Genomic DNA, 26,185 nt, shown 5'->3' with positions numbered 1-26,185 from the left:
GGACTCGACCACCTCCGGTCCGGACTCCAGTTGTCACCACAGCTCGTGGAGCGCGCTGGAGACGACGTCCGAGCCGTTCTTGATCCGTCGCACCGCGAGGCCGAGGTCCCGCAGCCAGCCGTCCACGTATGGCTCGCCCGTCAGTCCGGCCACGTACGCGTCGATCTGGGCGGCCATGGGCGCAGCGAGCCAGGCCCCGCCGGTTTTCCAGAAGTCGGCTGCGCACGGTCGTGTTCAAGAACGACCAGTGTGCTGCCACTTCAGCCCCGCCGGCACGGCCCGCTTCCCAGGCCGCACCGCGGTCCGGAAGCCCTCCAGGGCCTCTTCCAGCGCTCCCTCTTCCTCGTTGAGGGCGGCAGCGGGCCCTGGCATCAGCCGAGGGAGGGCTGCGGAGAAAACACCGGCCACCCTGGCGGCCGGCGCCGCAGGCGCCGCCGGCGCGGCCTCCACCGCCTCGGCCCGCGCCATCCCGACCTGGTCGAGCACGACCAAAGCGAACGGGACACGAACGCCGCAGCCGTCGACGACGAGACGACGTTGGTGACGGACGCCTTGTCCGCCCAGAAGCCTTCATGATCGCCCCACGAGCCCAGAACGAGTACCGGCTCAGGCGCCGCATCGCCTGATCTCGCCATATCCTCTGGAAACGCGGTCAGTTGGCGTTGCCGTGGCGATTTCGACTACCACGCAATCGCAGGGCGCGATCGGCTTACCATCGAACCTGCGTGGACGCGAAATGTGATCGTGCGCGGGGGAAAGGGCCGAGGAACGGCAAAATTGACGGCTTGAGCCACGTGCAGCGGGCGCGCGGCCGAGGAAGTTCACGGAGTGCGTCGGTGGATCTCAGCTCAGTGATCATCGCGGTGGCAGGCGTCGCAGGAACTCTGGGAGGTTCGCTTCTCACCCAGCGCGGCGCCGAACGAGCGAAGCGCCGGGAGATAGAGCTCGTTCGTGACCATGACGAGATCCGCGAGAACCGTTCACTCCGACGCACCTGCTACGTGGAACTCAACCGGGATGCCCGGCAGTTCACCACCGCACTCAACCGCCACCTGCACGTCATGAGGGAACGCGCCGTGGGGGACGCCGACAGTGACGCACTCGACCAAGCGAAGGACGCGCACCGCGATCGATACTCCGAGGCGCAGATGATCGCCCCCGAAGAAGTACTCGTGCGAGCGGGTGCCGTCAACCGAGCCCTGAACGAGGTCTTCGGCCAGGTCAAGCGCCTTGAACGCGGTGCCCCCGGACCAGGCGAAACGATGGAGACCGCGGCCCGGGCCCAGTCCGAGGTCTGGGACATGCTCCGAACCATGAGAACCGCCATGCGGCACGACCTCGGTGTGCCGGCAGAGGTGAAAGCACAAGCTCATTCTGACGTTTGACCGGCAGGGACGAACGGAATGCGTACCCGCGGCGTCTGAGGTGCGTGAAGATATCGCGCCGAGCCGCTGTTCTGTTCCTGGGTGCCGGGCTGTTGCTCTCCGGGTGCTCGTCCCCGTCCGGTAATCCGGGCGACGAGGGGTACACCGGTCCCACCCTGTCTGCTCGCACCGTCGCGGAGGGAGAGTGGCAGGAAGGGCCGGCAAAGCCCAAGCAGCACAAGCCGTACCCGTACGACATCTATACGCACTGCGGGATCAAGTGGGTGCATTTCGGCGGCCGTTGGTGGGTCCTCGACTCCGTGTTCCCCGGTGTCGAGCAGGTGAAGGGGGAACCGCCCGCGCAGGAGAGCCAGAGGCTCGCCGGCTATATGACGCTGATCGGCCCGGATACCGCCAACTTCGATGCCGTCGGGATGCCCACGATGCAATTCGTACCGACCAAGGATGAACCGCCGGGCTGCGCCTAGGCTGTAGGGCGGTCCTTGCCGGGAGGGCGCCGGCCACCGCCGAGAAAGCAGCGCACGCCACACTCGGTGTCGACGCGACTCAAGAGCCTCCCGAGTCGCCGCCCGTCAGCGGTGTCGCCGCACCTCTGCGGCTGTCACATCCACGGCACTCCGTCGTCCTCGTGTTCGCGCACGCGGAAGGCGATCATGCGGCGCAGCAGGTCGCCCGGCACGGGCCGGCCGGACAGTTCGCCGGCGTCCGGGAAGACCTCGTCGTACTCCCAGGCCATGCGAGGGCCGATCACGGAACGCAGGGCCACCACGGAGACGAACAGGAGCAGGACCGCGGCGAGTACACCGTTGACCTTGGCCATGATCGTGTTCACCTGTTTCTTGCGGGGAGGTCCCGGCGTTCACGCCGGGGAGGAATCGCATCCGGGTGTCGCGACGCGGGGTGTCGCCGCGTCCGGTTCGGGACGCGGAGCGCCCGTACCGCTGTCGGTATCGCGGAGGTGATGCGAACGCGTGTGCCTGTGGTCGCTGGTGGGGGTGGTGGTGGCGGGATCGGGGTGCGTTTGTGCGGCTGTCGTACGTATGGTCCTTTGCGGGGTTCGGGACGGCACGGTGTCCCGGCCGGGGAGCGTGAGGGGGCGAGATGGCGCAGGTGACGGCGGCCGGGGAGGCCGGGCAGGCCCGGTACACGTACCGGCTGCGCGTGTCGTCCGCCGCCCGCGCCGCGCTGGCGGCGGAGTGGGACCGCTGCCGCTGGCTGTGGAACGAGTGCGTCGCCAAGTCCAGGGCCGTACACCTGCACAACAAGGCAACCGGCGAGAAGGCCACATGCGGTCCGGCTCAGCTCGACAGGATGCTGACCGAGGCCCGCACCCGCACGCCGTGGCTGCGCGAGGGCTCCTCGGTTGTCCAGCAGCAGACCATCCGCGACTTCGGCCGCTCCCGCGCCAAGGCACACAAGGACATCAAAGAGCGCCTGCCCATGACGCGCCGGGCCGGGATGCCGAAGTGGAAGACCAGACGCGAGGCGCTGCCGACCCTCAACTACACGCGGCGCGGGTTCCGGCTGAAGGACGGCCGGCTGCATCTGGCGGGCGGCATCGTCCTGACCGTGGTGTGGTCGCGGGAACTGCCGGCGGAGCCGTCCTCGGTGCGCGTGTACCAGGACAGCCTCGGGCACTGGTACGGCTCGTTCGGTGCGACACGAGGTCGCTCCATTCAAGTGGGGGCAACCCACGGAGAGAAGGAGTACGGGTTGTCTCCCTGATTTGTGTCCAAGATCAGTCCCCAGGTCCGCATGCGTTGCTGGTAACGGCGGGGTGTGAAGCCGGATCAAAAGCCCAAGGGGTCCCGAACCGTCCGGGGGCTACAGGCGAGGGGAAGGTTGGAAGGGTGAGCACGCGCGAACCTCTGGCGATGCCCCGTCAGCGTAACGGCCAGAAGACGGGAAGTTGAACTGGCCGACAGGCCCTCGGCGTTGAAATGCGCCAGGTGGCCGCCCTGGACGAACGCAGGGCGGTACGGACACCACCGGGTCCGGGGTAAAGGAGGCACCCTCCCCAACCGCACCTTGATGGAGCGGAACGTGGAAACCCCGTTGCGGTCTGCCACCGGCAGTAGGCAATCCGCAAGGTGAGTCGATGTCGCAGCGGGAACAGGATGGTCCAAGAAGCAAACGCCGATAGGTCGAAAGGCCAGGGAAAACCGCGGCTGCCTGCTCCGAGGCAACGCGGATAACCCGTCGGATACGGGCATTTACCCGACCCGAAAGGGTGCTGACGTGGACCGGGTGGAACTTTGAAGAGAAGGCGGGAAGGGACCCGAACCGATGGGCAAGTTGGACACCGCGCCAGCTGGTGTGGTGAACGGACCTGAGGGCGTTCCTGGACTCGACTGGCACGGCATCGACTGGGCCAGCGAGGAAGCGAACGTACGGCGACTTCGCCAACGGATCTTCAAGGCGTCACAGGAAGGGGACCTGGCAAAGGTCCGTAACCTGCAAAAGCTCATGCTGCGGTCGAGGAGTAACACGCTGGTCAGCGTGCGCCGAGTCACTCAGCAGAGTTCCGGCCGCAAGACCGCCGGGATCGACGGAGAAGTGGTTCTGGATCCAAAGGGGCGAGCGAAGCTCGCCACGGAGATCCAGGAGGCACCTTTCCGACGGTCCGATGCGGTGAAGCGGGTGTACATCCCGAAGAGCAATGGGAAGCAGCGTCCACTCGGTATCCCGGTAATCAGAGACCGTGTCTCGCAGGCACGGGTGAAGAATGCCTTGGAGCCCGAATGGGAGGCTCGGTTCGAGCCCAGGTCGTACGGCTTCCGGCCAGGGAGGAGCTGTCACGATGCGATCGAGAGTATTTTCTCGATGACGTGCCGCAAATCCCAGGTACGGGAGTGGGTCCTGGACGCGGACCTGTCGGCGGCATTCGACCGCATCCATCACAACCATCTGATGCAGTCCATCGGATCGTTCCCCGGAAGGGACGCAATCCATGGGTGGCTCAAGGCGGGAGTTATGGAGAACGGCCGATGGGCCCCGACAGAGGAAGGAACGCCTCAAGGGGGAGTGATCAGCCCACTGCTGCTGAACATCGCTCTGCACGGAATGGAGGAAGCCGTAGGGGTCGGATTCCGGCTTCGCAAGGGCATGGAGCCCGGTGCGAAGCCCGGGACCCCGGTCCTTGTTCGGTACGCCGATGACTTCGTGGTGCTCACGCACTCGAAGGAGGAGGCCGAGCGGGCCAAGCGGAAACTGGCGTTGTGGCTGGAGCCCAGAGGGCTCCGTTTCAACGAGGAGAAGACCCAAATCACCCGCCTGGGAAAGGGCTTCGACTTCCTCGGATTCAATATCCGAAGATCCAGCGAACACAAGGTCGTCATTCGGCCGAGCAAGGATGCGGTACAGAGAATCCGGGAACGGCTGCGAACAGAGGTGAAGGCGCTGAACGGCGCCAACGCCGCAGCGGTACTGAGAACACTCACGCCAATCGTGCGTGGGTGGGCGACGTACTACCGGGGGGTGATGTCCTCGAAGATCTTCGGATCGCTGGACACCTACGTCTGGAAGCTCACCTTCAAGTGGTCCAGACGCAGTCATCCCAATAAGTCGAAGGACTGGGTACGCGCCCGGTACTTCGGCACCTTCAACAAGTCCCGGGCGGACAAGTGGGTGTTCGGTGACCGAGTCTCCGGCGCCTACCTCTACAAGTTCACCTGGACCCCGATCGTCCGTCACGTCCGGGTAAAGGGAACGGCGTCGATAGACGATCCGTCCCTCCGGGACTACTGGGCGAACCGGCGCAGAAAGAAGGCGTCCCCCGTGATGGATAAGACCAGCCTGAACCTGGCTTTCCGCCAGCAAGGGCTGTGTCCGCTCTGTAACGGGGCCCTGATCACCGGGGCCGAATACGAACCGGACAATCCACGAGAGTGGATTGAATGGTTCGCGGCCGTGGCGAAGAAGCTGCATAAGCACCACTTCGTCTACCGGCGAGAAGGGGGCGGGAACGACTGGAAGAACCTCCGCCTCGTACACGCGGACTGTCATCGGCAGCACCATGAGGCCGACGACATGAAGACCGGACGGAAGAGCAGGCACCCAGTGGGTTCTGCTTGAGCCGTGTGCCGTGAAAGTGGCACGCACGGTTCTGAGGGGGCCGGGACACGGCGACGTGTCCCGGCTACCCGACTCGTCCCCGCCCAGATCCAGCCCCTGCCTGAGACAGGCCGTGTACTCGGCGTCGACTGGGGGGTGAAGGAGACCGCGACCACCACGTCCGACGCGCACGACCTGCCCCACGCCGGGCACGGCAGGAAAGCCAAGGCGCAGCTGACCCGGTACGACCGCATGATGGCCCGCCGCAGGCCGAAGAAGGGCAGGCCCGGATCGAAGGGCTACCGCGAGGCGAAGAAACTGCGGGCGAAGGCGCACAAGAAGGTCGCCAGACAGCGTGCGGACACCGGCCGCAAGTGGGCCAAGAAAGTGGTCCGCGACCACGACGCCATCGCCGTCGAGGACTTCCGCCCGAAATTCCTGGCCAGGAGCACCATGGCCCGCAAGGCCGCCGACGCCGCCATCGGCGCCACCAAGTCGGCTCTGATCGAGATGGGCCGCAAGCACGGGCGGGACATCCGCCTCGTCCACCCCGCGCACACCACCATGGACTGCGCGCACTGCGATGCGAGAGCCAAGCATCGCCTGCCGCTGGGTGAGCGCACCTACACCTGCACCGCGTGCGGAAATGTGTCCCCTCGGGACAAGAACTCCGCCCGCGTCATGCTCGTCCGGGCTGGTCTCAACCCGGCTGGCGCTGATGGCGGAAGACCTCCTGGAGCGCTGCTCCAGGAGGCGGCCTGAGCCAGGAATCCCCTTCCCTTCAGGGAGGGGAGGATTCAATTACGCGCTCCCCGCCCCGTGCCTAATGCGAGCCCGCGGTTGGTCGCAGACCCTACCTTCCGGCCGCGCGGGCCGTCCCGGCCGATGCCGCGTGCCGCGTCGCCGGAACAGGGGCCGTCAGGTCACCGGATCGAGGAAGGTCAGCACCGAGGCGTCCTCCTCGATCAGCGGGGTGAGGAGGGTGTTGAACGGGCCGCCGTACGGTGCTTTCAGGTGGGCCTGAAAGGCGTCCTCGTCCCGGTACACCTCGAAGATCCAGAAGGCGCGGGGGTGGGACTCCTTGGTGTAGACGTCGAAGGCGAGATTGCCGTCCTCCTCCCGCACCCTCTCGGCGTACTCCAGGATCAGGCGGGTGACCTCGTCCTCCGCTCCCTCGCGGGCGGTGAACTCGGCGAGCAGGGACTTGTTCATGAGGTCTCCTGTGCTGCGGCCGTCAGCGCGGCCGAGCCTGATGTCCGGCGCGGACCGGCCGGAAGTGACGTCCTGTCCGGCGCCGTCGTCCACGGCGCCGGCCAGTGTCATCGTTGACTTGTGTCATCGATGACACCGAGTGGTGGCCCGATGATGGAGGCAATCCGGCCGACGCGTCAACGGTCCGGCTGCGACGCACGCTCAGGCGGTTCTCATGCCCGTCACGCGCGGTCGGCTGTGGCGAGCTGCGTCAGCTGGCTCTGCCACGGGGGATTGGGACCGGCGACCGCGCAGGTCAGGGCGGCTACCTGGACGGCGAACCGGCACGCCTGCGCGACGTCGTCGAGGCTGAGTTCCGTCAGTCGGCCGCCGAGGAGGCCGTGGGCGCCGAGGTGGTGCAGCAGCCCGGCGGTGAAGGAGTCCCCGGCCCCGACCGTGTCGGCGACGGTCGTCGGCACGGCGGGGACCCGGATCCGTTCGCCGTCGAGCGAGGCCAGCACACCGTCGGCACCGCGCGTGATCACGACCAGCCGTGCCCCGGCCGCGTGCCAGAGGTCGCACGCCTCCTCGGGTGGGGTGCCCGGCAGCAGGAGTTCCAGGTCGTCCTCGCTCAGTCGGAGTACATCGGCGAGGGCGCACCAGTGCGCCAGCCGGGCGCGGTAGACGTCGGGGTGCACCAGCAGCGGCCGGACGTTGGGGTCGATGCTGATGGTCGCGCCAGGGGCGGCCGCCGCCAGGAAGTCCTCCACCACCGCCGCCCCGGGTTCCCGGACCAGGGCCAGCGATCCGGTGTGCACGCAGTCGGTGCCGGACAGGTCCACCCGCGCCAGTTCCCCGGCCGTCCACTGCCAGTCGGCCGTGTTCTGCGCGTGGAAGGAGAACGCCGCCTGCCCCTGGGAATCCAGTTCCGCCACGGCCAGGGTGCTGGGCTCGGCGGCCTGGACGGCGCTCGACAGGTCCACCCCGGACGCCTCCAGGTGGGCGCGGAAGAGGCGGCCGAACACGTCACCGGACAAGCGCGCGAGGAAGCGGGCCGGGGTGCCGAGCCGGGCCAGGGCCACTGCCGTGTTCGCGGGTCCGCCGCCCGGCAGTACACGCAGGGCGAGTTCGTTCGAGGTGCTCGCGGGTTCGGCGAAGGCGTCCGCGACGCACTCTCCCAGGACGGTGATCTGACGCGGGCTCATGGCTGCTCTTCTCTGACGAACGGACGGGCAGGCCGGACGCGTCGGGGCGTGGCTGCCGGCGGGTGACGCCGGGGCGTTGCCGATTTGTGACGAGCGCGGGGCATTGACGTTTCCGGGAAACGGAGTCCATCATCCTCGCCAGGCGGTGTCAACGATGACATAAGTCAACGATGACACCCCGGACGGCATGCTCAGTACCCGACCCCGTGCCGCCCGCTATCCCACAGGAGTCGATCATGTCTCGCACCACTCGCCTGTCCTCCTCCCTCCTCAGAACCGCCGCTGTCACGGGCGTCGCGGCCCTCGCCCTGACGGCCTGCGGGTCCGGCTCCGGATCGACGTCCACCGGCTCCGGCTCTGATTCGGGCGAGGTCAAGGTCGGTCTGATCACCAAGACCGACACCAACCCGTTCTTCGTGAAGATGAAGGAGGGCGCCGAGAAGGCCGCGGAGGCCGAGGGCGTCAAGCTGATGACGGCGGCCGGCAAGTTCGACGGCGACAACGCCGGTCAGGTCACGGCCATCGAGAACATGGTGGCCGCCGGCGTGAAGGGCATCCTGATCACCCCGAGCGACTCCAAGGCCATCGTGCCCGCGATCGAGAAGGCCAAGGCCAAGGGCGTCCTGGTCATCGCCCTGGACACCCCGACCGAACCGGAGAGCGCGGTCGACGCCCTCTTCGCCACCGACAACCTCAAGGCCGGCGAGCTGATCGGCGAGTACGCCAAGGCCGCCATGAAGGGCAAGACCGCGAAGATAGCCGCCCTTGACCTCGCACCGGGTGTCTCCGTCGGCGTCCAGCGGCACAACGGCTTCCTCAAGGGCTTCGGCGCCACCGAGAAGGACGTCGCCTGCGCCCAGGACACCGGCGGCGACCAGGCCAAGGGGCAGACGGCGATGGAGAACTGTCTCCAGAAGGAGCCGGACATCAACGTCGTCTACACGATCAACGAGCCGGCCGCGCTGGGCGCGTACACCGCGCTCAAGGCCAAGGGCCGGGAGAAGGACGTCCTGATCGTCTCCGTCGACGGCGGCTGCACCGGGACCCAGGCGGTCAAGGACGGCAAGATCGCCGCCACCTCGCAGCAGTACCCGCTGAAGATGGCCTCCGAGGGCGTCAAGGCCGTGGTGACGTACGCCAAGGACGGCAAGAAGGCGTCCGGTTACACCGACACGGGCGTCACCCTGATCACCGACAAGGCCCAGGACGGGATCACGTCCAAGGACACCGGCTACGGCCTGGAGAACTGCTGGGGCTGAGTCGCCCCTGAGGTCCGTACGACTCCGCCTCTCCCTTGAGCGGGGCGGCCGTCCCTTCCTTCCTGACCGGGGGACGGCCGCCCGCTTGTCCTCTTGTCCTCCGACCAGGGCGGGCAACGACTTCTGTCTTCCGACAAGGACTTCGCATGACAGCCACGACCACACCCCCGGGCACGTCCTCGCCGTACGCCGAGCTCAAAGCACCGACCACGGCCCGCCGACTGCTCACGGCACCGACCACCGGCCCCCTGGTCGCCCTCCTGTTGGCCTGCGCCTTCTTCTCCCTCTCGACCGACCAGTTCCTCACGGGCGGCAACTTCTCGCTGATCGTGCAGCAGGTCATGGTCGTCGGCACCCTCGCCATCGGACAGACCCTGATCATCCTCACGGCGGGCATCGACCTGTCGTGCGGAGCCGTGATGGCGTTCGGCAGCATCGTGATCGCCAAGATGGCCGCCGAGGGCTCCCTTCCCCCGCTCGCCGCCATCACCCTGGGCCTGGTCGTCTGCGGCGGCTTCGGGCTGCTCAACGGGCTGCTCGTGCAGAAGATCCCGCTGCCGCCGTTCATCGTCACCCTCGGCATGCTCAACGTGGCGTTCGCCCTGACCCACATCTATTCCGAGGAACAGACGGTCACCAACCTGCCCGGCCCCCTGACGGCCCTCGGGCAGACCTTCCCCCTCGGCAAGACCGACATCACGTACGGCTCCCTGGTCACCATCGCCCTGTTCCTTCTCCTCGCCTACGCGCTGAGCAGCACCGGCTGGGGCCGACACGTCTACGCGCTGGGCAACAGCCCGGAGGCGGCGCGCCTGAACGGCATCCGCACCTCCCGCCTGACCATCGGCGTCTACACCGTGGCCGGCCTCCTCTACGGCATCGCCGCCGTGCTGCTCATCTCCCGCACCGGGGTCGGCGACCCGCAGGCCGGGCAGACGGACAACCTCGACAGCATCACCGCCGTGGTTCTCGGCGGCACCAGCCTCTTCGGCGGCCGCGGTTCGGTCCTGGGCACCTTCATCGGCGTCCTCATCGTCGGTGTCTTCCGCAACGGTCTGCAGCTGATGGGCGTCGCCTCCATCTACCAGACCCTGATCACCGGTGTCCTGGTGATCCTCGCGGTGACCGTCGACCAGCTCTCCCGGAAGAAGGCCCGATGACCGCCACCTCCACTCCCACGCCCGTGCTGCAGGCCCGCGGTCTGGTCAAGCGCTACGGCCAGGTCACCGCCATCGACGGCGCCGACTTCGACCTGCTGCCCGGCGAGGTCCTCGCCGTCATCGGTGACAACGGCGCCGGCAAGACCAGCCTGATCAAGGCCCTCACCGGCGCGGTGACCCCGGACGAGGGCGAGATACGCCTCGACGGCCGGCCCATCACCTTCTCCGGACCGCAGAGCGCACGCGCCCACGGCATCGAGACGGTCTATCAGGACCTCGCCGTGGCCGCCTCCATGGACATCGCCTCCAACATGTTCCTCGGACGCGAACTGCGCCGCCCCGGCGTCCTCGGCAGTGTCTTCCGCATGCTCGACAAGAAGCGCATGCGCGAGGAGGCCGCCGAGCACATGGCCGACCTGAAGATCGGCCTGCGCTCGCTGACCCAGTCGGTCGAGACCCTCTCCGGCGGACAGCGGCAGGCCGTCGCCGTCGCCCGCTCCGTCGCCTGGGCCCGCAGCGTCGTCGTCATGGACGAACCCACCGCCGCCCTCGGCGTCAAGGAATCCGGTCAGGTCCTCGACCTCATCCGCCGCGTCCGCGACAAGGGCATGCCGGTCGTCCTGATCAGCCACAACATGCCGCACGTCTTCGAGATCGCCGACCGGATCCACGTCCACCGCCTCGGCAGGCGCGCCGCCGTGATCAAGCCCTCCGACTACTCCATGGCGGAGGTCGTCGCCATCATGACCGGCGCGCTCACCGTCGACGCGGCCGGAGATACTGTCGTGGCGGATTCCGCGGCGGCCAAGGCCGCGGGAGTCCAGGCCAACTGACGTACGACTGAAGCACTCACAGGTTCCGGCCCAGGCCGTGTCCGGAACCTGTGAGTGACGAGCACAGGAGACCGTTTCCTCCATGGCAGCCAACCGCCGCCCCACCCTGGCCGACGTCGCCCGAGAAGTGGGCGTCAGCGCCAAAACCGTCTCCCGAGTCCTCAACGAGGACGGACCCGCCTCGGCCCAGACCCGCGAACAGGTGATGGCCGCGGTGGCCAAGCTCGGTTTCCAGCCGAACCTCATGGCCCGCAACATCCGCGTCGGCGGACCCGACACCACCGTCGGCCTGGTCATCCCCGACCTCGGCAACCCCTTCTTCGGAGCCGTGGCCAGCAGCATCGAGGACACCGTCCGCGACCGCGGACTGACGCTGCTCATGGGCTCCTCCGCGGACGACCCCGACCGCGAACGCGCGCTGACGGACAAGTTCCTCGCGCGCCGCATCAGTATCCTGATGGTCGTGCCGTCCGTCGGCGCCGACCACTCCCACCTCAAGTCCCACCGCGCCGCCGGCCTGCCCATCGTCTTCCTCGACCGCCCGGGATCGGGCCTGGCCACGGACAGCGTGGTCAGCACCAACCGCATGGGCGCCCACGACGGCGTCGCGCACCTGGTCGCCCACGGGCACCGGCGTATCGGCTTCATCGGTGACCTGCCCACCAAGCTCTACACCCGCCGCGAACGTCTGGCGGGCTACCGCTCGGCGCTGCAGGAGACCGAGATCCCCTACGACCGCACGCTGGTCACCAACGCCCACGACCAGCACGGCGCATCCACGGCCACGTCCCAACTCCTGGGCCTGACCGACCCTCCCACCGCGCTGTTCGCCGGCAACAACATCGTCGCGCTGGGCATAGTGACCGAACTCGCCCGCGCCGGCCGCAAGGACGTCGCTGTCGTCGCCTTCGACGACGTGGCCCTCGCCGAGGCACTCGAACCCGCCCTGAGCGTCGTCGCCCAGGACCCCGAGGAGATCGGCAGGACTGCCGCGACCACCGCGCTGGCCCGCCTGGACGGTGACCGCACGCGCGCCCGTACCGTCACGGTCCCCACCCGCCTGATCGTCCGGGGGTCGGGGGAGCGGCCCGCTCCGGCTCTGCAGGAGGCGTGACCGCGGAGACGGTGGCCGCGCACGGTCCGGGTGACCGCCGGGATCGGTTTCGGCAAATGCCGATGCGCACTCCGGCTTCCACTTCTGGATGTGCGCCAACTGGCAGCGTCGGGCCGGCGCCCACTGGTCGTGCGTGGCCTTGGCGATACTGCCCGCCCGTCGCAGCACCTTCTCATCGCCCGGCGTCAGATCCTTGAGGCGGGTCAGAACAGCCACACCAACCCGGTTCGGGTGGGAGCAACCGTCTACCGGCTGCGCAGGAGCGGACGTGTGGCACACCGCCGGCGGGGAGCCGCGCAGCGCGTCCTTCACGAACCGGACGGCGTCCCGTGCCCCGGACGCGCTCGCCCAGCATCCCGGGTCCGAGTTTCAGCCGCGGCCCGAACGGCGTGACCCTCCGGAGGGAATCGTGTTCGGCCGAATGCCGACTGTTCACGGGGGGTGAACGCCAATAGCGTGTGCGACCTTCGCGTCCTGGGGGGTCTCGTGAACGGTCTCCGTACGGTCATTGTCTGCCTTGTGATCGCCTGTGCCGCGGTGGTGTCGCCGGCCGCGGCTGTGACGCCGAGCTGGTCGGCGCTGCCGGTGCCGGCGGCGGCCCCGCCGGTGACCGTGTCCGATCTCGCCGCCCGCGGGCCGGGCGAGGCGTGGGCGACCGGGTACGAACTCGCCACCGATGGAATGCGGCCGACGCTGTACCGGTGGAACGGCACGGCGTGGAGCCGGGACACCACGTTCCCCGGCGCCGACGAGCCGGGCCGGCTCGGCAAGGTGCAGTTCGTCGGCAACGAGGTGTGGATCCTCCACATCCGCGAGGGGGCGGGGGAGATCCTGCGCCGGTCGGCGCAAGGGTGGAGTGCCGTCCCGCTGCCGCAGACCCTGTGGACCTACCAGGACTTCACCGCGGTACCGGGTGCCGCGTGGGTGGTAGGGGAGGACGAGACCGGGCTGAAGGTGTTGCACTACGACGGCTCCGGCTGGACCGCACAGTCCACCCCGGACGGTGTGCTGTTCCTGATGGGGATCACCGCGCGCAGTGCCACCGACGCCTGGGCCTGGGCCGACACCAGCACGGGGGGCACCGTCCTGCGCTGGAACGGCACGGCGTGGCGGGAGGCGAAGGTGCCGCTGCCACCGAACAGCAACGTGCACACCATCCTTCTCGAACCGTCCGGCCGGGTCACGATCGGCGGCAGTCAGTACACCGAAGGCGTGGCCCGCACCTACGTGATGACCGGCAACGGGCACGCCTGGCGCACCGCCCACCCACCGCTGGGCGACACCGACACCGAGGCCATGGTGCGCGGCCACGATGGCGCGCTGTGGCTGCCCGTGCGCAGCGACCGCGCGTTCCAGTCGAAGTACGCACGGGTGGACGGCTCGCGCACCACCTTCTCCTACGGCCCCGAGCGCACGAACGCGATCGACGTCAAACCGCGCGCACTGGCGAAGGCCGGCTCCGCGCTGATGTCCTTCGGGACCGTCGAGATCTACGGCTCGAAACCGAACCTGATGAGCGAGCGGCTGGGAGGCTGACCATGGCACGCAGACTTCTCGTCGCGGCGCTCGCTGCCGCATTGACCATCCTCACCATCATGACCTCGGCGGCGGCGGACACCCTGTCCTGGCAACACGTTCCGGTCCCGGCCCAGGTCCGCCCACAGACCGGGCTCAACGAGGCCGTGGCGTTCGGGCCTGACCGGGCTTGGGCGGTGGGTGCCGACGCCGTCGGTCGCGAGGCGCCGGGCTTCCCGCTGGTGCTGCGCTGGGACGGATCCGCGTGGCAACGCCAGCCGCTGCCCGGGATCGGCTGGCAGGGAGAGCTGCTGTCCGTCGCCGCGACCTCACCGACCGCGGTCTGGGCGGTCGGCCGTGACGCGGCGGGCGCCGCCCACCTCCTCCGCTTCGACGGCGACGCCTGGTCCGAGAGCCGGCCCCCGCGCGGTGTCGTGCTGAGCAAGGCCGTCGCCGGTGGTGGTGAGACCTGGCTGATCGGTTCGCGGGAGGGCGCGCAGGTATTGCTGCGCTGGGACGGGCGCGGCTGGCGGGACGTGCCGGTGCCGCCGGGAGCCGTGTACGGCCTGCACATCCTGGCGGCCGACGACGTCTGGGCCGCGGGCGCCGCCGGCTCGGGCGCGGCCGTGTCGCACTGGAACGGGCAGACGTGGCAGCAGACGATCGTGGACGGGTTCCCGCGGTCGGCCGTGAGCAGTGTGCTGGCGGTCTCCCCGACGGAGGTGTGGGCGGGGGGCACGGCCGGGTTCGTCGGCGGCCCGGTGGGGCGACCGATTCCGCCCCTGCTGGTCCGCTTCGACGGGCAGGAGTGGAGCCGGGTGACCGTACCCAGCGACTTCGGCTCGATCAGCTCTCTGGCGCCCGACACGTCGGGCGAGCTGGCCTGGGTCGCGGTGGCCCGTTCCGAGAAGTGGGGTCCGCCGGGCAGCAATCCACCGTTGGTGCCAGGACCCGACTTCCTTGCCTGGAACGGACAGTCATTCACCGAGTACAGCGAACCGGCGGTGGCCGGGGAGGGTGATTCCTCCATGCTGCGGCTGGCGCCGGTGCCGGGCACGGCGACGGTGTGGTCGGTCGGCCGTGCCGCCGGCCCCGAGGGGACCTTCGCCCCACGCATCCTGCGATTCGGCTGAGAGGGCGAACTCCTTCTGGCTGTGGCGCAGGCGCCGGGTATCGAGTGCCGCCGGACCGGAGGCGGAAGCCTCGCTCAGGACGGCCGCCTCGATCCTGGGCGTCTCGCCGCATCATGTAGGCATGATCACTATTCATCTGAGGTACGAGATCGACGCCGACAAACTGGCGGACTTCGAGGAGTACGGCCGCCGCTGGATCGGGCTGGTCAACCGTTTCGGCGGGACGCACCACGGATACTTCCTGCCGAGCGAGGGTGACAGCGACATCGCCTACGCTCTCTTTTCCTTCCCCGGTCTCGCCGAGTACGAGCAGTACCGCACGGACAGCATGTCTGATCCGGAATGCCAGGAGGCCTTCGAGCTGGCTCGCCGGACGCGTTGCATCAAGCGGTACGAACGCCGCTTCCTGCGACCGCTCGACGGAGCGTCCTAGATCAAGGGGATGTGCCCGGTGTGCCGTGCAGAGCGGCTGTGCGCAGTGCGGCGATGACGGCGGTGGTCGTGGGGTTGGCGGTGTCGGTGTGACGCGTCGCGGCGAACAACAGGCGGTGGATCGGGTGGTCCTCGATGAGCGAGGCGTGGATTCCGGGGGTGGCCGGGTCGATGGCCATCCGGGGGATGAGCGCGGTGGCGAGGCCGGCCCGTGCCAGGGTGAGCTGGGCCGCGATGTCGGTGGTGACGTAGGGCGTCGAAGGTGTGAAACCGGCTTGGTGGCAGGCGTGCAGGATGGCCTGTCCACAGTCCGTGGCCGGGGGTGGCACGGCGAGGCTGTGGGTGGCCAGTTCCCGTAGCGCGATGGGTCGTTGGCCTCCTTGGTCCGCCGCGGTGACGACCAGCAGGGGATCGTCGAGCAGTCGGTAGGCGTCGACGCCACGGGGCGTGTTGTCGGGCAGGTGGAGATATCGCTGTCCGAGCACCACATCGACGGTTCCGAGTGCGAGTTCCCGTAGCTGCGCCTGGTCGGTGACGAGGCAGGTGACGGTGAGCTGCGGGTGTCGCGAGGCCAGTGAGGTCAGTGCGGGGGCCACGATGCGGGCGACGGTCGACGGCAACGCGGCCAGGGAGGTAGTGGCGCCGACCGTGCCTTTGACCGCCGCGACGGCGTTCTCGGCCTCCTGTACGGCGCCGAAGATCCGGTCGGCGTGTTCGACGAGCACCCGCCCCGCCTCGGTCAACGCCACGGTCCGTCCGTCGGGGCGCAGCAGATCGACGCCGACTTCGCGCCGCAGCGCGGACAGTTGTTGGGACACGGCCCCGGCGGAAAGGGCCAGTGACTGGGCGGCTGCCGCGATGGAGCCGCGCGCGACGACGGTCTTGAGCATGTGCAGACGGCGGATGTCCAGCATGAATCGATAGATTACCTAAAGGGTCGCCGGAGAAAACCTCCCCTTGTCTTGTCGAGTCATGGTGCGCGATCTTTGGCGCATGGAGATCCTCGACTGCATCGACGCCGTGGCCCGGCCCATCCATGACTTCGGTGACGAGTTCATGTCCGATGAAGCGACCCGCGACATTGGTCTGCGCGCGGGTTTCCCTCCGGGGCGCGGCTTCTACTGCCGTGGCCGGTTCGGGGTGCTCGGCGAGGTGCCCGTCCCCGTGGTCCAGGCGATCCAGGGCTTCCTCGGCCCCGGCCTGATATCCGCAGGCTGGTCGGCGGGACAGGCCGTGATGTCGGCAGAGGACGCTGCCGCCTGTTACACCCGGGCCATCCGGCAGTGGGGACGTACGCACATTCCCGGCGACGTCGACGTGGAGCACTTCAACCGCCTGGCGCAGCAGCTGATCGACGCCGCCGACGCGGACGCGCTGCCCTTGTTCGCCGGCTGGCGTGCACAGCCCTGCCCCGACGCGGACCCGGTCGGTGCGGCGATGCAGCGCGTACATGTGCTGCGAGAGCACCGCGGTGCCTGCCACCTGGCCGCGGTGCGCCTGTGTGGGCTGACCGCCCAGGCGGCCATGGTCGTCAACCTCGGCAGCGAGCAGGCAGCCCACTACGGCTGGACACAACCCGGCCCCGCAGCCGCGGCCCTGCTTCCCCGATGGCAGCGTGCCGAGCGACTGACCACCGAGCTGCAGGCGCCGCTCTACGCCGCCCTGACCACCCGGCAGCGTGTCGAATTCGGTGAGCTCGTCAGCGGGTTGACCAGGTCTCCGGTCCTGACCTGACAGAGGTGCCGTCACAGCCCCGGGCCGGAGCGCGGGCAAACGGTACGTCCGAGCCGTCCTCGCCCCCGCCCGCCGCCGAGGGAGCACCCTGTGGGCGCCTGATCCCGGATCGGCGCCTCTACGGGGTCGTGCCACCGCCGGTCACGGCGTCGCCCTGATCGTGGGCCCGTGCCGTCATCCGCCCAGGACCGCCCGCACCTGACGGTGACCGGCTTCGTCGCGAGACCAGACGAGCGTCGAGCGGCGCGGGTTCTTGCGATCCCAGGTGACGTAGTCCATGACGGCAACGGTGTCCGACAGCCGCCACCGCGAGGAACCCCAAGAGGCTTCGGGCACTTCCACCAGGCCGTCCAGGAGCGTGACGGCCGAGGCCCCGAGACTGCCCACGAGCCAGGGCTTCCACGTCGAGACAATGTCGGTGAGGGCATGTGATTCGATCAGATGCGGGACGGACGGCGCGATGGGGAGGTACGGACTCCCGCCGTCGATGTCGGTGCCCACACTGCCGTCGGTGTGGATCAAGTCCCGGCACGGCTTCGACACCCGCTCGCCGCTCCATTCGAAGTACCAGCCCCCTCTTGCGGGGTCCTGCCATGCTCGCGTCCTCACCCCGAGGTGGTCGTACTCCCACCTGCGCACGGCCTCGTACCGGTCCTCGTTCACGACCCGGGTACTTCGTACCTCATAGCGCAGACCTCCGAACCTCTGCTCGAATCCCTCGCATCGGATGATGAGTTCCATGGGGGCGGGCACGAGTCTCCCCGCGTGGTTGTGCACCTGCCAAAGCTCTATCGGCAGAGTGAACCGAGAAGGGCACTCGCGCCGGCCTGTCCGGCGCAGCAGGTCCTGTGCGCGCGCCGAGAGCTCGGACGGGTCATCCAGGATGTGCATCCTGAACTTCATTCCAGAGGAAGGTGACTGCCAGGCAGTCACCTTAGCGAGTGCCCGCCTGAGCTCGGGCGGAGAGGTGGAAGAGGCGGAAGACGTCGATGCTGAGTGGCGGATCGATCCGCTCAGAGAATTTCTGAGGGGGCATCATGCATCGTGTGCAGGCTACGCGTTCACGGTGTGACGACCTTGTGGCATGGTGAAGGGGCCGATGTGAGAGCCCCGTACTCGCTCGCACCGCATGGGGCGCTGCCGCTGTCCGCGGCCGCGACCCCGTGGGGAATCGGCCGGGGGCGAGGGCTGTCCGCCGGTTCCCGGAGGTATCCGTGGGCATGCTGCACTCCCGGATTCGACTACAGGGAGGCACCGCATGAGGATCGTCATCACGGGTGGCTTTGGCTTCCTGGGGCGACTGGTCACCAGCGCACTGCTCAGGACGCGGACGTTTCGAGGGGCGCCGATCGATCGCATGGTGCTCGTGGACCGGATCGTGCCGTCCGAGCCGGGGCCGGCGTCCGACCCGCTCGCGGTGATGAGGACCGGCGTCGGCTGTCAGGAGGCCGCCACCGCCGTGGGGGCTCCCCGAAGCCGGAGGCCTCGGTCGAAGCGGCGCAGCAGGAGCAGTGCGGTGGTGGCGAGGCCGGTGAGCAGGCCGAGCCAGATACCGATGGTGTGCCAGCCTGTGGCGAAGCCGAGGAGCGCGGCGGCGGGCAGGCCGACGAGCCAGTAGCCGACCAGGGTGACGCGGAAGCCGCCCTTGGTGTCGTCGAGGCCGCGCAGGAGGCCGACGCCTATGTTCTGGGCGCAGTCGAAGAACTGCATCACCGCGGCGATCAGGAGGAGGTTCGTGGCGAGGTCGGTGGCCGCTCGGCTCTCGCCCTCGAAGAACGGCGCCAGCACCAGGCCCGGCAGTACGACGTACACCAGCGCCACCGCCGCCATGACCGCGGCGGCACATGCCAGTGCCGTCGACTTCAGCCGCCGGGCAGCCGCCGTGTCACCGAGGGCGAGTTCACGGCTGACGCCGAGGGACGCGGCGTGGGAGAGGCCGACGGCGATCTGGAAGACGATGTAGACGAGCTGGTTGACGGCGGTGTGCGCGGCCAGCGCCGCCGTGCCGAAGCTGCCCACCAGCAGGGCGACGACGGAGAAGAAGCCCGCCTCCGAGCCGTAGGTGGCGGCGATCGGCGCGCCCAGGCCGGTGAGCCGGCGCAGAGTGGCAGGGCGGGTCTTCCAGATGCTCAGCGACAGCACCGGAGCCAACCGTGGGTCGCGTCGGGCGGAGAGGTACAGCGCCAGGAACGACAGCGCGTACACCGAGGTCGTGGCGAGCCCGATGCCCGGCAGCCCCAGCTTCGGCAGACCCCAAGTGCCGTGGATGAAGACCCAGTTGAGGCCCGCGTTGACAGCGATCGAGGCGATCGTGATGCGCAGCAGAGCCTGCGGGCGGCGCATGCCGACCGTGAACTGGCGGATCGCCTGGAACCACAGGCACGGCAGCAGTCCGGGCGCCAGCGCGTACAGCACGGGCTTCGCCGCGTCGACGACGTCCGGGTCCTGGCCGAGGAACACCACGGCGTGCCCGATCGCCACCATCAGCAGCGCGCCCGCGAGACCCGCGAGCGTGGACAGCAGCAGGCTGGCCCGAACCAGGTCCCGGACCTCCTCAATGGCGGCGCGCGCATCGGCGTCGTTCGTCTCCGTGCCCCGCGTCTCGGCGCGCGCGTCCGCCGCGGCGACCTGGTTGCCGACTGCGGTGACCAGGCCGACACCCATGGTGCGCAGCTGGTTGAAGACGACCAGGGCGAGGCCGCCGGCGGCCAGGGCCTCGGTGCCGAGCAGGCCCATCATGATCGTGTCGGTGGTGGTGAGCGCGACCTGGGCGAGCTGGGTGAGCGCGAGCGGGACGGCGAGCGTGGCCAGGGCACGGCTGTCCGTGAGGAGGCGGGCGAAGGCGGGTGGCATCAGTTCTGTTCCTGCGGGGAATCGGGTGCTGCGGTGCGGCGGAGTTTGGTCAGCAACTCGTCGACCTCTCGCTCCACTTGGGGGGAGAGAAGATCACGGGCGGCCATCCAGTCGTCGTCGAAGACGGTGTCCATGTACTTCTCCCCGCCGTCGTTGATCAACGCGACCATAGTGGTGCCGGGCGGCAGTGAGGACAGCCGGGTCAGTGCCTCGTACACGACTCCGCCCGCCGAGCCGCCGAGGAGCAGCCCGGTGCGCCGGGCTACGGCCCGCGCGGTGCCGAACGCCTCGATGTCGCCCACCTTCACGCCCTCGTCCAGCAGCGAGTAGTCGACCATCGCCCCGATCGTCGCGCCCTCGGGCGTTCCGGTGCCCGACTGGTGGTAGTCGTGCGCCGGCGGCCCGAACGCGATCGAGCCCTTCGGCTCCACGCCGACGATCCGTACCCCGGGAACGGTCTCCCGCAGCGGGCCCCCGGTCCCGAACAGCCCGCCGCCGGTGCCCACCGCGCCGATGAGGACGTCGATACGACCGTCCAACGCGGCGTGGAGTTCCCTGGCCACCGGGTGGTAGCCCACCCCGTTGGCCATGTTGTTGTGCTGCTCGGTGAAGTAGGCGTTGTCGGACTCGGCGGCCATTTTCTCCGCGAACTCCTCGCGGGCGGCGGTGGCCAGTTCCTCGTCCCCGTCGTCGGCGACGTACACCAGCTCCGCACCGAGGGCCTTCATCGCGCGCAGTTTGTCGACGGCCGCGTGGTGGTCGACGACGGCGGTGAAGGTGTAGCCGCGTTCGGCGGCCACGACGGCCAGGCCGAGCCCGGTGTTGCCCGAGGTCGACTCGATGATCCGGCCGCCGGGGCGCAGCAGGCCACGTTCCTCGGCGTCGACGACCATCTGCCGGGCCATCCGTATCTTGGCCGTGCCGGTCGGGTTGAACTGCTCCAGCTTCAGCAGCAGCCGGGTGTCGCTCTCCGTACGGGCCAGCTCGAACAGCGGGGTGGCGCCGATGAGTTCGGAGACCTGCCGCACGATGGGCGGCCGGTACAGGGGGTCGTCCATGAAGGCTCCTGTGGTCTTCGGAATGGTCTTCAGTGGGGGTGGCGGTCGAGGCGCCAGCGGAAACGGGATCCCGCAGGCTCGACGACGACCTTCGGCGGCAGCGGAAACTCATGGAACGGCGACTCGTTGGAGTCCATCTGGTAGCCCGCCGTGTTGAGGTACACGAGCAGGTCACCGACGGCCGGCCGCACCGGGAAGGGGATCTTGCGCCAGGTCAGCATGTCCGACTCCAGGCAGGTCGCGGCCCCCACGCAGGCCGGGTACGGGCCCGCGTCCGCCACCGGCCCTGTCCCGGTCGGCACGAGCACCGGGTCCGGCAGGAACTCGCTGTCGAACCACTGCTCCGACAGGCTGAGACTGCTGCCGTCGACGGTGAGGACCGCGTACCCGTCCCGCTCCTTGACGCCCTGGATCCGGAACACCGTGAACCCGGCCTGGTCCAGCAGGGCCCGGCCCGGTTCGACGAGCAGCGTGACACCGGCCGCCCGCAGCAGCCCGGCGAGGCTGCTGCCCTCGCCCGAACCGGTGGGGGTGGCCGCCAGGATCGTACGGAGGGCGTCCGCGCCGGCGACCGGGGAGTGGTACGGGTAGAAGCCCCCGAAGGACTTCCCCGCGTGGAAGTGCTCGGGGCGTCGGCTCTCCTCGAACCGCCGCCAGTCGTCGGCGCCGACGTAGTCCACGGCGAAGCCGCCGCCGATGCTGATCCGGTCGGCGCGCAGCCCGAGCGCGCGGGCCCGCGTGCACAGGCCGATCAACTCGGCTGCCAGGTCGGTACGTTGACGTATGTCGTAGCCGGAGAGGTGGAAGCTGAAGCCCTCCATGTCGACGGGGCCGTCGGCGCACCGCCGCAGGGCCGACTCCCACTCGGCGTCGCCCAGACCGAATCGGCTGTGCGGCTGCTCCGGGGGCAGCCTGCGCAGCAACACCCGTGCGGTGCGGCCGAGTCCGGCCGCGAGCAACAGGGTCCGGTCCAGTTCGTCGAGCGCGTCCACCGCGATCAGCGCGCCCTGGAGCACGGCGACGCGCAGCAGGTCGTCAGCCTTGGCCGGGCCGGTCACCACCAGGTCGTCGCCGCGTACCCCGGCGGCCAGCGCCTCGCGCAGCTCGCCCTGGCTCGCCACGTCCACGCCCAGCCCGGCCACGGCAGCCCGCTGCGCGTAGACGGCGGCCTTGTTGGCCTTCTTCGCGTAGTACACCCGGCCGTCCACGCCGGCCTCGGCGAACGCCTCCCGGAAGGCGGTCGCGTTGGCGTCGAAGCGTTCGGGGAACAGCACGTGGTACGGGCCCTGGAGGCCGTGGCTCAGCTCGTGCAGCAGTGTGCCGCACAGCAGGGAGCGCACCTCGGGCGTGGTGTGCGAGGCGAGTGCCGTCGTCACTTCCACAGCGGCACCGCCGTGCCCAGCCCCTGGTCGAGGGCCAGTTGGGCGAACCGGTGCCCTAGGGCGATATCGGTGACGACCAGCCCGCTGTTGTACGCGAAGATGCGCTGCCCGGCATCCGTGCGGCCCTCGGCGCGGCCGGCGAGCACCTCGGGGAACTCGGCGTCCACATCGCGCAGTTCGCCGCTCCCGTCGGCCATGTCGACGCCGGTGACCCGCATCTGCGCGGCGCTGGTGGCGATCACCCGGTCGGCGTGGTGCAGGGTCGAGGGCGCGATGCCGTAGCCGATGAGGACGGACAGCGCGGCGGGCTTGAGCCAGTCGGCGTCCACGGAGGCGGGGGTGTTGGGCCCGGCCGTGGCCAGCACGATGTCCGCGTCGCCCGCCGCCGCGCGCAGATCGGTCACGATCTCCAGCTCACGGTCGGGGAAGTACGTGTTCAGCTGCTCGCGCACCGCCCGGATGCCGTCGGGATGCGTGCCGAAGAGCATCAGCCGCTCCAGGTCCGGCAGCGTGGTCAGCAGGAACGGCAGCGCGAGGCGTCCCTGCGTGCCGGTGCCGATGACCAGGGCGCTGCGGGCGCCGGGCGCGGCCAGTTCGCGGGCCAGCAGCGCGGAGACCGCCGGGGTGCGCAGTGCGCCCACCCGGCCGCAGTCCAGCATCGCGACCGGCAGCCCGGTCTCGTCGTCGTACAGCGTCAGCGTCGTGTAGTAGTGCTGTTTGTCGCGGTCCTCGTGCAGGCCGTACTTGTACGACGTCTTCACCGCGACGACCCCGCGCGCCCCGTCGCGGCCGAGCATCGCGTACGCCACCGAGTGGCCGTCCTCCGGTTTGACGGTGAGCTTGCGCGGGTTGTCCGACCTGCCCTCGGCCAGAGTGCGGTACGCCTGCTCCACCACGGACACGACGTCGGACAGGGTGATGTCGATTCCGGCCACGTCGCTGGTGCTGAGGATGCGCAGGGTCGTGTCGTCGGCCGCCATGGTGTTCCCTCCCGCGTTGTCGGTGCCGGTCATGCGTGGGCCTCCACGGCGGCCTGGCCGTAGCCGTGCTCCGACTCCTCGGCGGGCGGCCGTGTCCGGCGGCCCTTCGTCCGCACGGAGGAACGTTTCAGCCAACGGTCCGCGCCGTCGTAGCGCGCCTTGAAGGGGACCCGGCCGTGGACGACCAGGTCGTTGTCCACGACCAGCACCTCACCGGGGTCGAGGCTCACGGCCACGCTGACGCGGGCGAGTTCGTCCGCCAGGCGGGCGTAGGCCGCGCGATGGTCGTCGGGAGCCCGGTCCAGCGGGGTGTACGCCGGGTCGAAGCGCAGGGTCAGGCCCTCCTCCGACTCCCACAGGGTGGGCACGGCCGGCGGGGCTCCCTGGTACGCCTGGGCTTCCTCGTAGGCGTCGTCGGGGAGGATCGGCAGAACCGGGCGGCTGAGCAACTCCACGTCGGAGTCGGAGAGTCGGACGTTCCTGATGCCCGCGGCCGTGGTGGCGACCGAGTCGGGGTTGCGCATGCAGCCCAGCACCAGGAGATGGGCACGACCGGGATGGAAGGCGTCCTCGGTGTGCGGACTGAGCAGCACGCTGCTGCTGGCGCCGGTCTGCTCCTCCTCGTGGCCGGGGCTCGGCACGATGTTGTGTACGAAGCGGCCCTCCTGCTGCCCCTCCCAGGCGATGGGTGTGCCCATCACCGTCGACAGCAGGAGCAGGATCACGTCGTACACCGCTCCGGCACCGCCGGCGGTCGACCAGTGGCCAGGGGTGGGGCCTACGGCCTCGTCGTCGACGTGCAGGCCGCGGAGCACGAACAGTCCGTCGGCGGTGTCGACGGGACGGCAGGCGTGGCGGATCGGGTCGCTCAAGGAGGCTGCGACCGCGGGGACTTGGGCCAGCAGCCCCGGATGGGTGGGGTCGCCGTCGTACGAGGCGAGGAGGGTGTGGGCGGCGGTGGTCAGCTCTGCCACCGAGTCGGGAGCGAGCGGGCGTACGGGGGTGATACCCGTGGGCATGGGGGTCCGTCCGTTCCAGTGCGGAATGCGGGTGCGGGGCGCGGTGCAGTGGTCTACGGGTGGGGCTGTGGACGGTCGGCGGGCACGGCGAAGAAAGCCGCCCGAGGTGGGCCGCGTGTTCGGGTGCGGCTCCGGTCGACCTCCGGAAACATAGCCAGATCACAGGAAGATAGGAAAGGCTTACCTAAGTTGATCTAGATCACACCCCAGATGGTCTTGTCGCACAGGCGAAACATAGGATAGGTAAGGCTAAGCAAACTAAGTCAACTGTGGGAAAACGAGGGACAAGTGGACCTGACGCGACGTCAACTGCTCTGGACCGGCGGCGCCATCGGCGCGGGCGTCATGCTCACCGCCTGTGGTGGCAGTGACGAAGAGCCCACCGGGTCCGCCACCGGCGACTCGGCCAAGCCCCGCAAGGGCGGCACCCTGCGAGTCGGAGCGCTCGGCCGGGCCGGTGCCATCACCCGCGACCCGCACGGCAGTCAGGCCAACGAGAGCGACTACCTCATCATCAGCCTGCTCTACGACACCCTCACCGTCCCCGGCACCGAGCCCAACACCGAGCCCCGCCTCGCCGCGAGCTGGAAGCCCTCCGAGGACCAGAAGACCTGGCGGTTCACCCTCGCCGAGGGCGCCAAGTTCCACGACGGGACGCCGGTCACCGCCGAGGACGTCGTCTTCTCGCTGAAGCGGCTGCGCGCCACCCCCTCGGGCGCCTCCCGCCTGCCCGGCATCCAGGAGAAGAACATCACCGCCGAGGGCACCGACACCGTCGTCATCGTCTCCGACTACGCCAACGCCGAACTGCCCCTGCTGATCCGCCTCACCACCTTCGTCATCCCCAAGGGCACCACCGACAAGGACATAGCCAAGGCCCCCGGCACGGGCCCCTTCAAACTCGACTGGTTCCGCGGCGGCAACGCCCGGCTGGTCCGCAACGACGACTGGTACGGCGGCGAGGTCCACCTCGACGCCATCGAGGTCAAGATCTTCGAGAGCCCGCAGGCCATGGCGAGCGCCCTGCTCGCGGGCCAGATCGACCTCGCCTCCAACGTCGGTGCCGTCGCCGCCCGTACGGCGGAGAGCCGCAAGGACATCCAGGCCGTCCGCCGCCCCAACGACATGGCGATGCCCATCGTCATGCGCACCGCCGACGGCCCCTTCGCCGACCCCGAGGTCCGCGAGGCACTGCGCCTCGCCGTGGACCGCGAGGCCATGGTCAAGCAGGTCCTCTCCGGCTACGGCACCGTCGCCAACGACGTCCTCGGCACCGGCGACCCCGCCTACGACAAGAGCCTCCCGCAGCGCACCCGCGACCTCACCAAGGCCAAGGCGCTGCTGAAGGAGGCGAAGTTCGACACCTCCAAGACCTACGAGCTGTACACCACCGAGGACATCTCCGGCCTCGCCGAGTCGGCCACCCTCTTCGCCACCCAGGTCCGCGAGGCAGGCGTGAAGATCAAGGTCGTCAAGCAGGAATCGGCCACCTTCTGGGACAAGACCTGGCTCAAGGGAGACCTCTACACCACCTACTGGGGCACCAACGACTCCGTCGTCTTCTTCGCCAGCAAGACCATGGTGTCCGACAGCGGCCAGAACGAGGCGGGCTGGAAGGACGAGGCCTTCGACACCGCGTACGAGAAGGCCATCGGTTCCGCCGACGCGAGCGGGCGCACCCAGCTGCTGAAGGACCTCCAGAAGATCGAGTACGACCGCTCCGGCTACCTGCTGTGGGGCATGGCCGACGGCATCGACCTCGCCGGGGCCAAGGTACGCGGGCTGCCGACACTGCCCGGGTACGGAAGGGTGCAGCTCGAAGGCGCGTGGCTGGCCGGTTGACCCCCGACACCACCGCGCCGGCCGCCTCCCGGGTCAC

The 26,185-nt window shown here is 69.3% G+C and carries 24 protein-coding genes and 2 pseudogenes; 14 read left to right on the top strand and 12 right to left on the bottom strand.

The window, feature by feature from the left end; translation table 11 throughout:
• Window positions 1-33: 33 nt before the first annotated feature.
• Both OG622_RS04365 and OG622_RS04360 read right to left on the bottom strand, forming a co-directional pair.
• Window positions 34-177: a hypothetical protein gene (locus OG622_RS04365; RefSeq protein ID WP_371573451.1), complete on the bottom strand. Its 144-nt coding sequence runs from the start codon at window positions 175-177 to the stop codon at window positions 34-36.
• A gap of 57 nt (window positions 178-234) precedes the next feature.
• Window positions 235-486 carry a hypothetical protein gene (locus OG622_RS04360; protein ID WP_371573450.1) on the bottom strand — a complete coding sequence of 84 codons (252 nt, stop codon included), beginning with the start codon at window positions 484-486 and terminating at the stop codon, window positions 235-237.
• 365 nt (window positions 487-851) lie between these two features.
• On the opposite strand from OG622_RS04360, the gene OG622_RS04355 reads away from it, so the two are divergent.
• On the top strand, window positions 852-1,385 hold the full coding sequence (locus OG622_RS04355; protein ID WP_371573448.1) for a hypothetical protein: 534 nt from the start codon (window positions 852-854) through the stop codon (window positions 1,383-1,385).
• Between the two features lie 44 nt (window positions 1,386-1,429).
• Window positions 1,430-1,852 carry a hypothetical protein gene (locus OG622_RS04350; RefSeq protein ID WP_371573446.1) on the top strand — a complete coding sequence of 141 codons (423 nt, stop codon included), beginning with the start codon at window positions 1,430-1,432 and terminating at the stop codon, window positions 1,850-1,852.
• 134 nt (window positions 1,853-1,986) lie between these two features.
• On the opposite strand, the gene OG622_RS04345 is transcribed toward OG622_RS04350, so the two are convergent.
• The gene (locus OG622_RS04345) at window positions 1,987-2,205 is read right to left on the bottom strand and encodes a hypothetical protein (RefSeq protein ID WP_371573444.1); all 219 of its coding nucleotides are present in this window, start codon (window positions 2,203-2,205) and stop codon (window positions 1,987-1,989) included.
• Between the two features lie 281 nt (window positions 2,206-2,486).
• Here OG622_RS04345 and OG622_RS04340 point away from each other — a divergent pair.
• The 3 genes and pseudogenes from OG622_RS04340 to OG622_RS04330 all read left to right on the top strand — a co-directional run.
• Window positions 2,487-3,038: pseudogene (locus tag OG622_RS04340) on the top strand (RNA-guided endonuclease TnpB family protein); the annotation flags it as partial.
• A gap of 633 nt (window positions 3,039-3,671) precedes the next feature.
• The gene (ltrA, locus tag OG622_RS04335) at window positions 3,672-5,459 is read left to right on the top strand and encodes a group II intron reverse transcriptase/maturase (protein WP_371573442.1); all 1,788 of its coding nucleotides are present in this window, start codon (window positions 3,672-3,674) and stop codon (window positions 5,457-5,459) included.
• A 72-nt stretch (window positions 5,460-5,531) separates the two neighbouring features.
• Window positions 5,532-6,200: pseudogene (locus OG622_RS04330) on the top strand (RNA-guided endonuclease InsQ/TnpB family protein); the annotation flags it as partial.
• A 156-nt stretch (window positions 6,201-6,356) separates the two neighbouring features.
• Here OG622_RS04330 and OG622_RS04325 read toward each other — a convergent pair.
• Both OG622_RS04325 and OG622_RS04320 read right to left on the bottom strand, forming a co-directional pair.
• Window positions 6,357-6,650, bottom strand: a complete 294-nt coding sequence (locus OG622_RS04325) for a putative quinol monooxygenase (protein ID WP_371583998.1) — start codon at window positions 6,648-6,650, stop codon at window positions 6,357-6,359.
• A gap of 221 nt (window positions 6,651-6,871) precedes the next feature.
• Window positions 6,872-7,834 (bottom strand): carbohydrate kinase, encoded by a 963-nt coding sequence (locus OG622_RS04320; RefSeq protein ID WP_371573441.1) that lies wholly within the window; start codon window positions 7,832-7,834, stop codon window positions 6,872-6,874.
• A 236-nt stretch (window positions 7,835-8,070) separates the two neighbouring features.
• On the opposite strand from OG622_RS04320, the gene OG622_RS04315 reads away from it, so the two are divergent.
• The 7 genes from OG622_RS04315 (at window position 8,071) to OG622_RS04285 (ending at window position 15,281) form a co-directional block, all read left to right on the top strand.
• Window positions 8,071-9,093, top strand: coding sequence for a sugar ABC transporter substrate-binding protein (locus tag OG622_RS04315; RefSeq protein ID WP_371573439.1), 1,023 nt, complete (start codon window positions 8,071-8,073; stop codon window positions 9,091-9,093).
• A 146-nt stretch (window positions 9,094-9,239) separates the two neighbouring features.
• Complete coding sequence (locus OG622_RS04310; RefSeq protein ID WP_371573437.1) at window positions 9,240-10,253, top strand: ABC transporter permease; 1,014 nt, start codon at window positions 9,240-9,242, stop codon at window positions 10,251-10,253.
• Window positions 10,250-11,086 carry an ATP-binding cassette domain-containing protein gene (locus tag OG622_RS04305; RefSeq protein ID WP_371573434.1) on the top strand — a complete coding sequence of 279 codons (837 nt, stop codon included), beginning with the start codon at window positions 10,250-10,252 and terminating at the stop codon, window positions 11,084-11,086. Before OG622_RS04310 ends, OG622_RS04305 begins: the two co-directional genes overlap by 4 nt.
• Before the next feature lie 82 nt (window positions 11,087-11,168).
• The gene (locus OG622_RS04300) at window positions 11,169-12,200 is read left to right on the top strand and encodes a LacI family DNA-binding transcriptional regulator (RefSeq protein WP_371573433.1); all 1,032 of its coding nucleotides are present in this window, start codon (window positions 11,169-11,171) and stop codon (window positions 12,198-12,200) included.
• 486 nt (window positions 12,201-12,686) lie between these two features.
• Window positions 12,687-13,736 carry a hypothetical protein gene (locus OG622_RS04295; RefSeq protein WP_371573431.1) on the top strand — a complete coding sequence of 350 codons (1,050 nt, stop codon included), beginning with the start codon at window positions 12,687-12,689 and terminating at the stop codon, window positions 13,734-13,736.
• Between the two features lie 2 nt (window positions 13,737-13,738).
• On the top strand, window positions 13,739-14,848 hold the full coding sequence (locus OG622_RS04290) for a hypothetical protein (RefSeq protein WP_371573429.1): 1,110 nt from the start codon (window positions 13,739-13,741) through the stop codon (window positions 14,846-14,848).
• Window positions 14,849-14,969: 121 nt separating this feature from the next.
• The gene (locus OG622_RS04285) at window positions 14,970-15,281 is read left to right on the top strand and encodes an NIPSNAP family protein (protein WP_371573427.1); all 312 of its coding nucleotides are present in this window, start codon (window positions 14,970-14,972) and stop codon (window positions 15,279-15,281) included.
• Between the two features lies 1 nt (window position 15,282).
• Here the strand turns inward: OG622_RS04285 and OG622_RS04280 are convergent, their stop codons facing one another.
• Complete coding sequence (locus OG622_RS04280; protein WP_371573425.1) at window positions 15,283-16,194, bottom strand: LysR substrate-binding domain-containing protein; 912 nt, start codon at window positions 16,192-16,194, stop codon at window positions 15,283-15,285.
• Between the two features lie 58 nt (window positions 16,195-16,252).
• Here OG622_RS04280 and OG622_RS04275 point away from each other — a divergent pair, with 58 nt between their 5' ends.
• A complete protein-coding gene (locus tag OG622_RS04275) occupies window positions 16,253-17,014 on the top strand; it encodes a hypothetical protein (protein ID WP_371573423.1) in 762 nt (253 codons plus the stop codon).
• 174 nt (window positions 17,015-17,188) lie between these two features.
• Here OG622_RS04275 and OG622_RS04270 read toward each other — a convergent pair whose 3' ends face one another.
• The 6 genes from OG622_RS04270 to OG622_RS04245 all read right to left on the bottom strand — a co-directional run bounded on the left by OG622_RS04270 (window position 17,189) and on the right by OG622_RS04245 (window position 24,306).
• Entirely contained in the window at window positions 17,189-17,755 is a 567-nt protein-coding gene (locus OG622_RS04270; RefSeq protein ID WP_371573422.1) for a hypothetical protein, read from the bottom strand.
• Between the two features lie 699 nt (window positions 17,756-18,454).
• Window positions 18,455-19,867 (bottom strand): MATE family efflux transporter, encoded by a 1,413-nt coding sequence (locus tag OG622_RS04265; RefSeq protein WP_371573421.1) that lies wholly within the window; start codon window positions 19,865-19,867, stop codon window positions 18,455-18,457.
• Window positions 19,867-20,925 (bottom strand): cysteine synthase family protein, encoded by a 1,059-nt coding sequence (locus OG622_RS04260; RefSeq protein WP_371573419.1) that lies wholly within the window; start codon window positions 20,923-20,925, stop codon window positions 19,867-19,869. The genes OG622_RS04265 and OG622_RS04260 overlap by 1 nt, the downstream gene beginning before the upstream one ends.
• Before the next feature lie 29 nt (window positions 20,926-20,954).
• Window positions 20,955-22,301 (bottom strand): Y4yA family PLP-dependent enzyme, encoded by a 1,347-nt coding sequence (locus OG622_RS04255; RefSeq protein WP_371573417.1) that lies wholly within the window; start codon window positions 22,299-22,301, stop codon window positions 20,955-20,957.
• Window positions 22,298-23,320, bottom strand: coding sequence for an ornithine cyclodeaminase family protein (locus tag OG622_RS04250; RefSeq protein WP_371573415.1), 1,023 nt, complete (start codon window positions 23,318-23,320; stop codon window positions 22,298-22,300). The genes OG622_RS04255 and OG622_RS04250 overlap by 4 nt, the downstream gene beginning before the upstream one ends.
• A complete protein-coding gene (locus OG622_RS04245) occupies window positions 23,317-24,306 on the bottom strand; it encodes a TauD/TfdA family dioxygenase (protein WP_371573413.1) in 990 nt (329 codons plus the stop codon). The genes OG622_RS04250 and OG622_RS04245 overlap by 4 nt, the downstream gene beginning before the upstream one ends.
• Window positions 24,307-24,594: 288 nt before the next feature.
• Between OG622_RS04245 and OG622_RS04240 the strand changes: the two genes are divergently transcribed.
• Window positions 24,595-26,148, top strand: coding sequence for an ABC transporter substrate-binding protein (locus OG622_RS04240; RefSeq protein WP_371573412.1), 1,554 nt, complete (start codon window positions 24,595-24,597; stop codon window positions 26,146-26,148).
• The last annotated feature ends 37 nt before the right edge of the window (window positions 26,149-26,185 follow it).

The organism is Streptomyces sp. NBC_01314 (genome assembly GCF_041435215.1).
GTDB lineage: Bacteria > Actinomycetota > Actinomycetes > Streptomycetales > Streptomycetaceae > Streptomyces.
The sequence above is the reverse complement of the archived record's forward strand: the minus strand, read 5'-3'. Positions and strand labels throughout refer to the sequence as shown.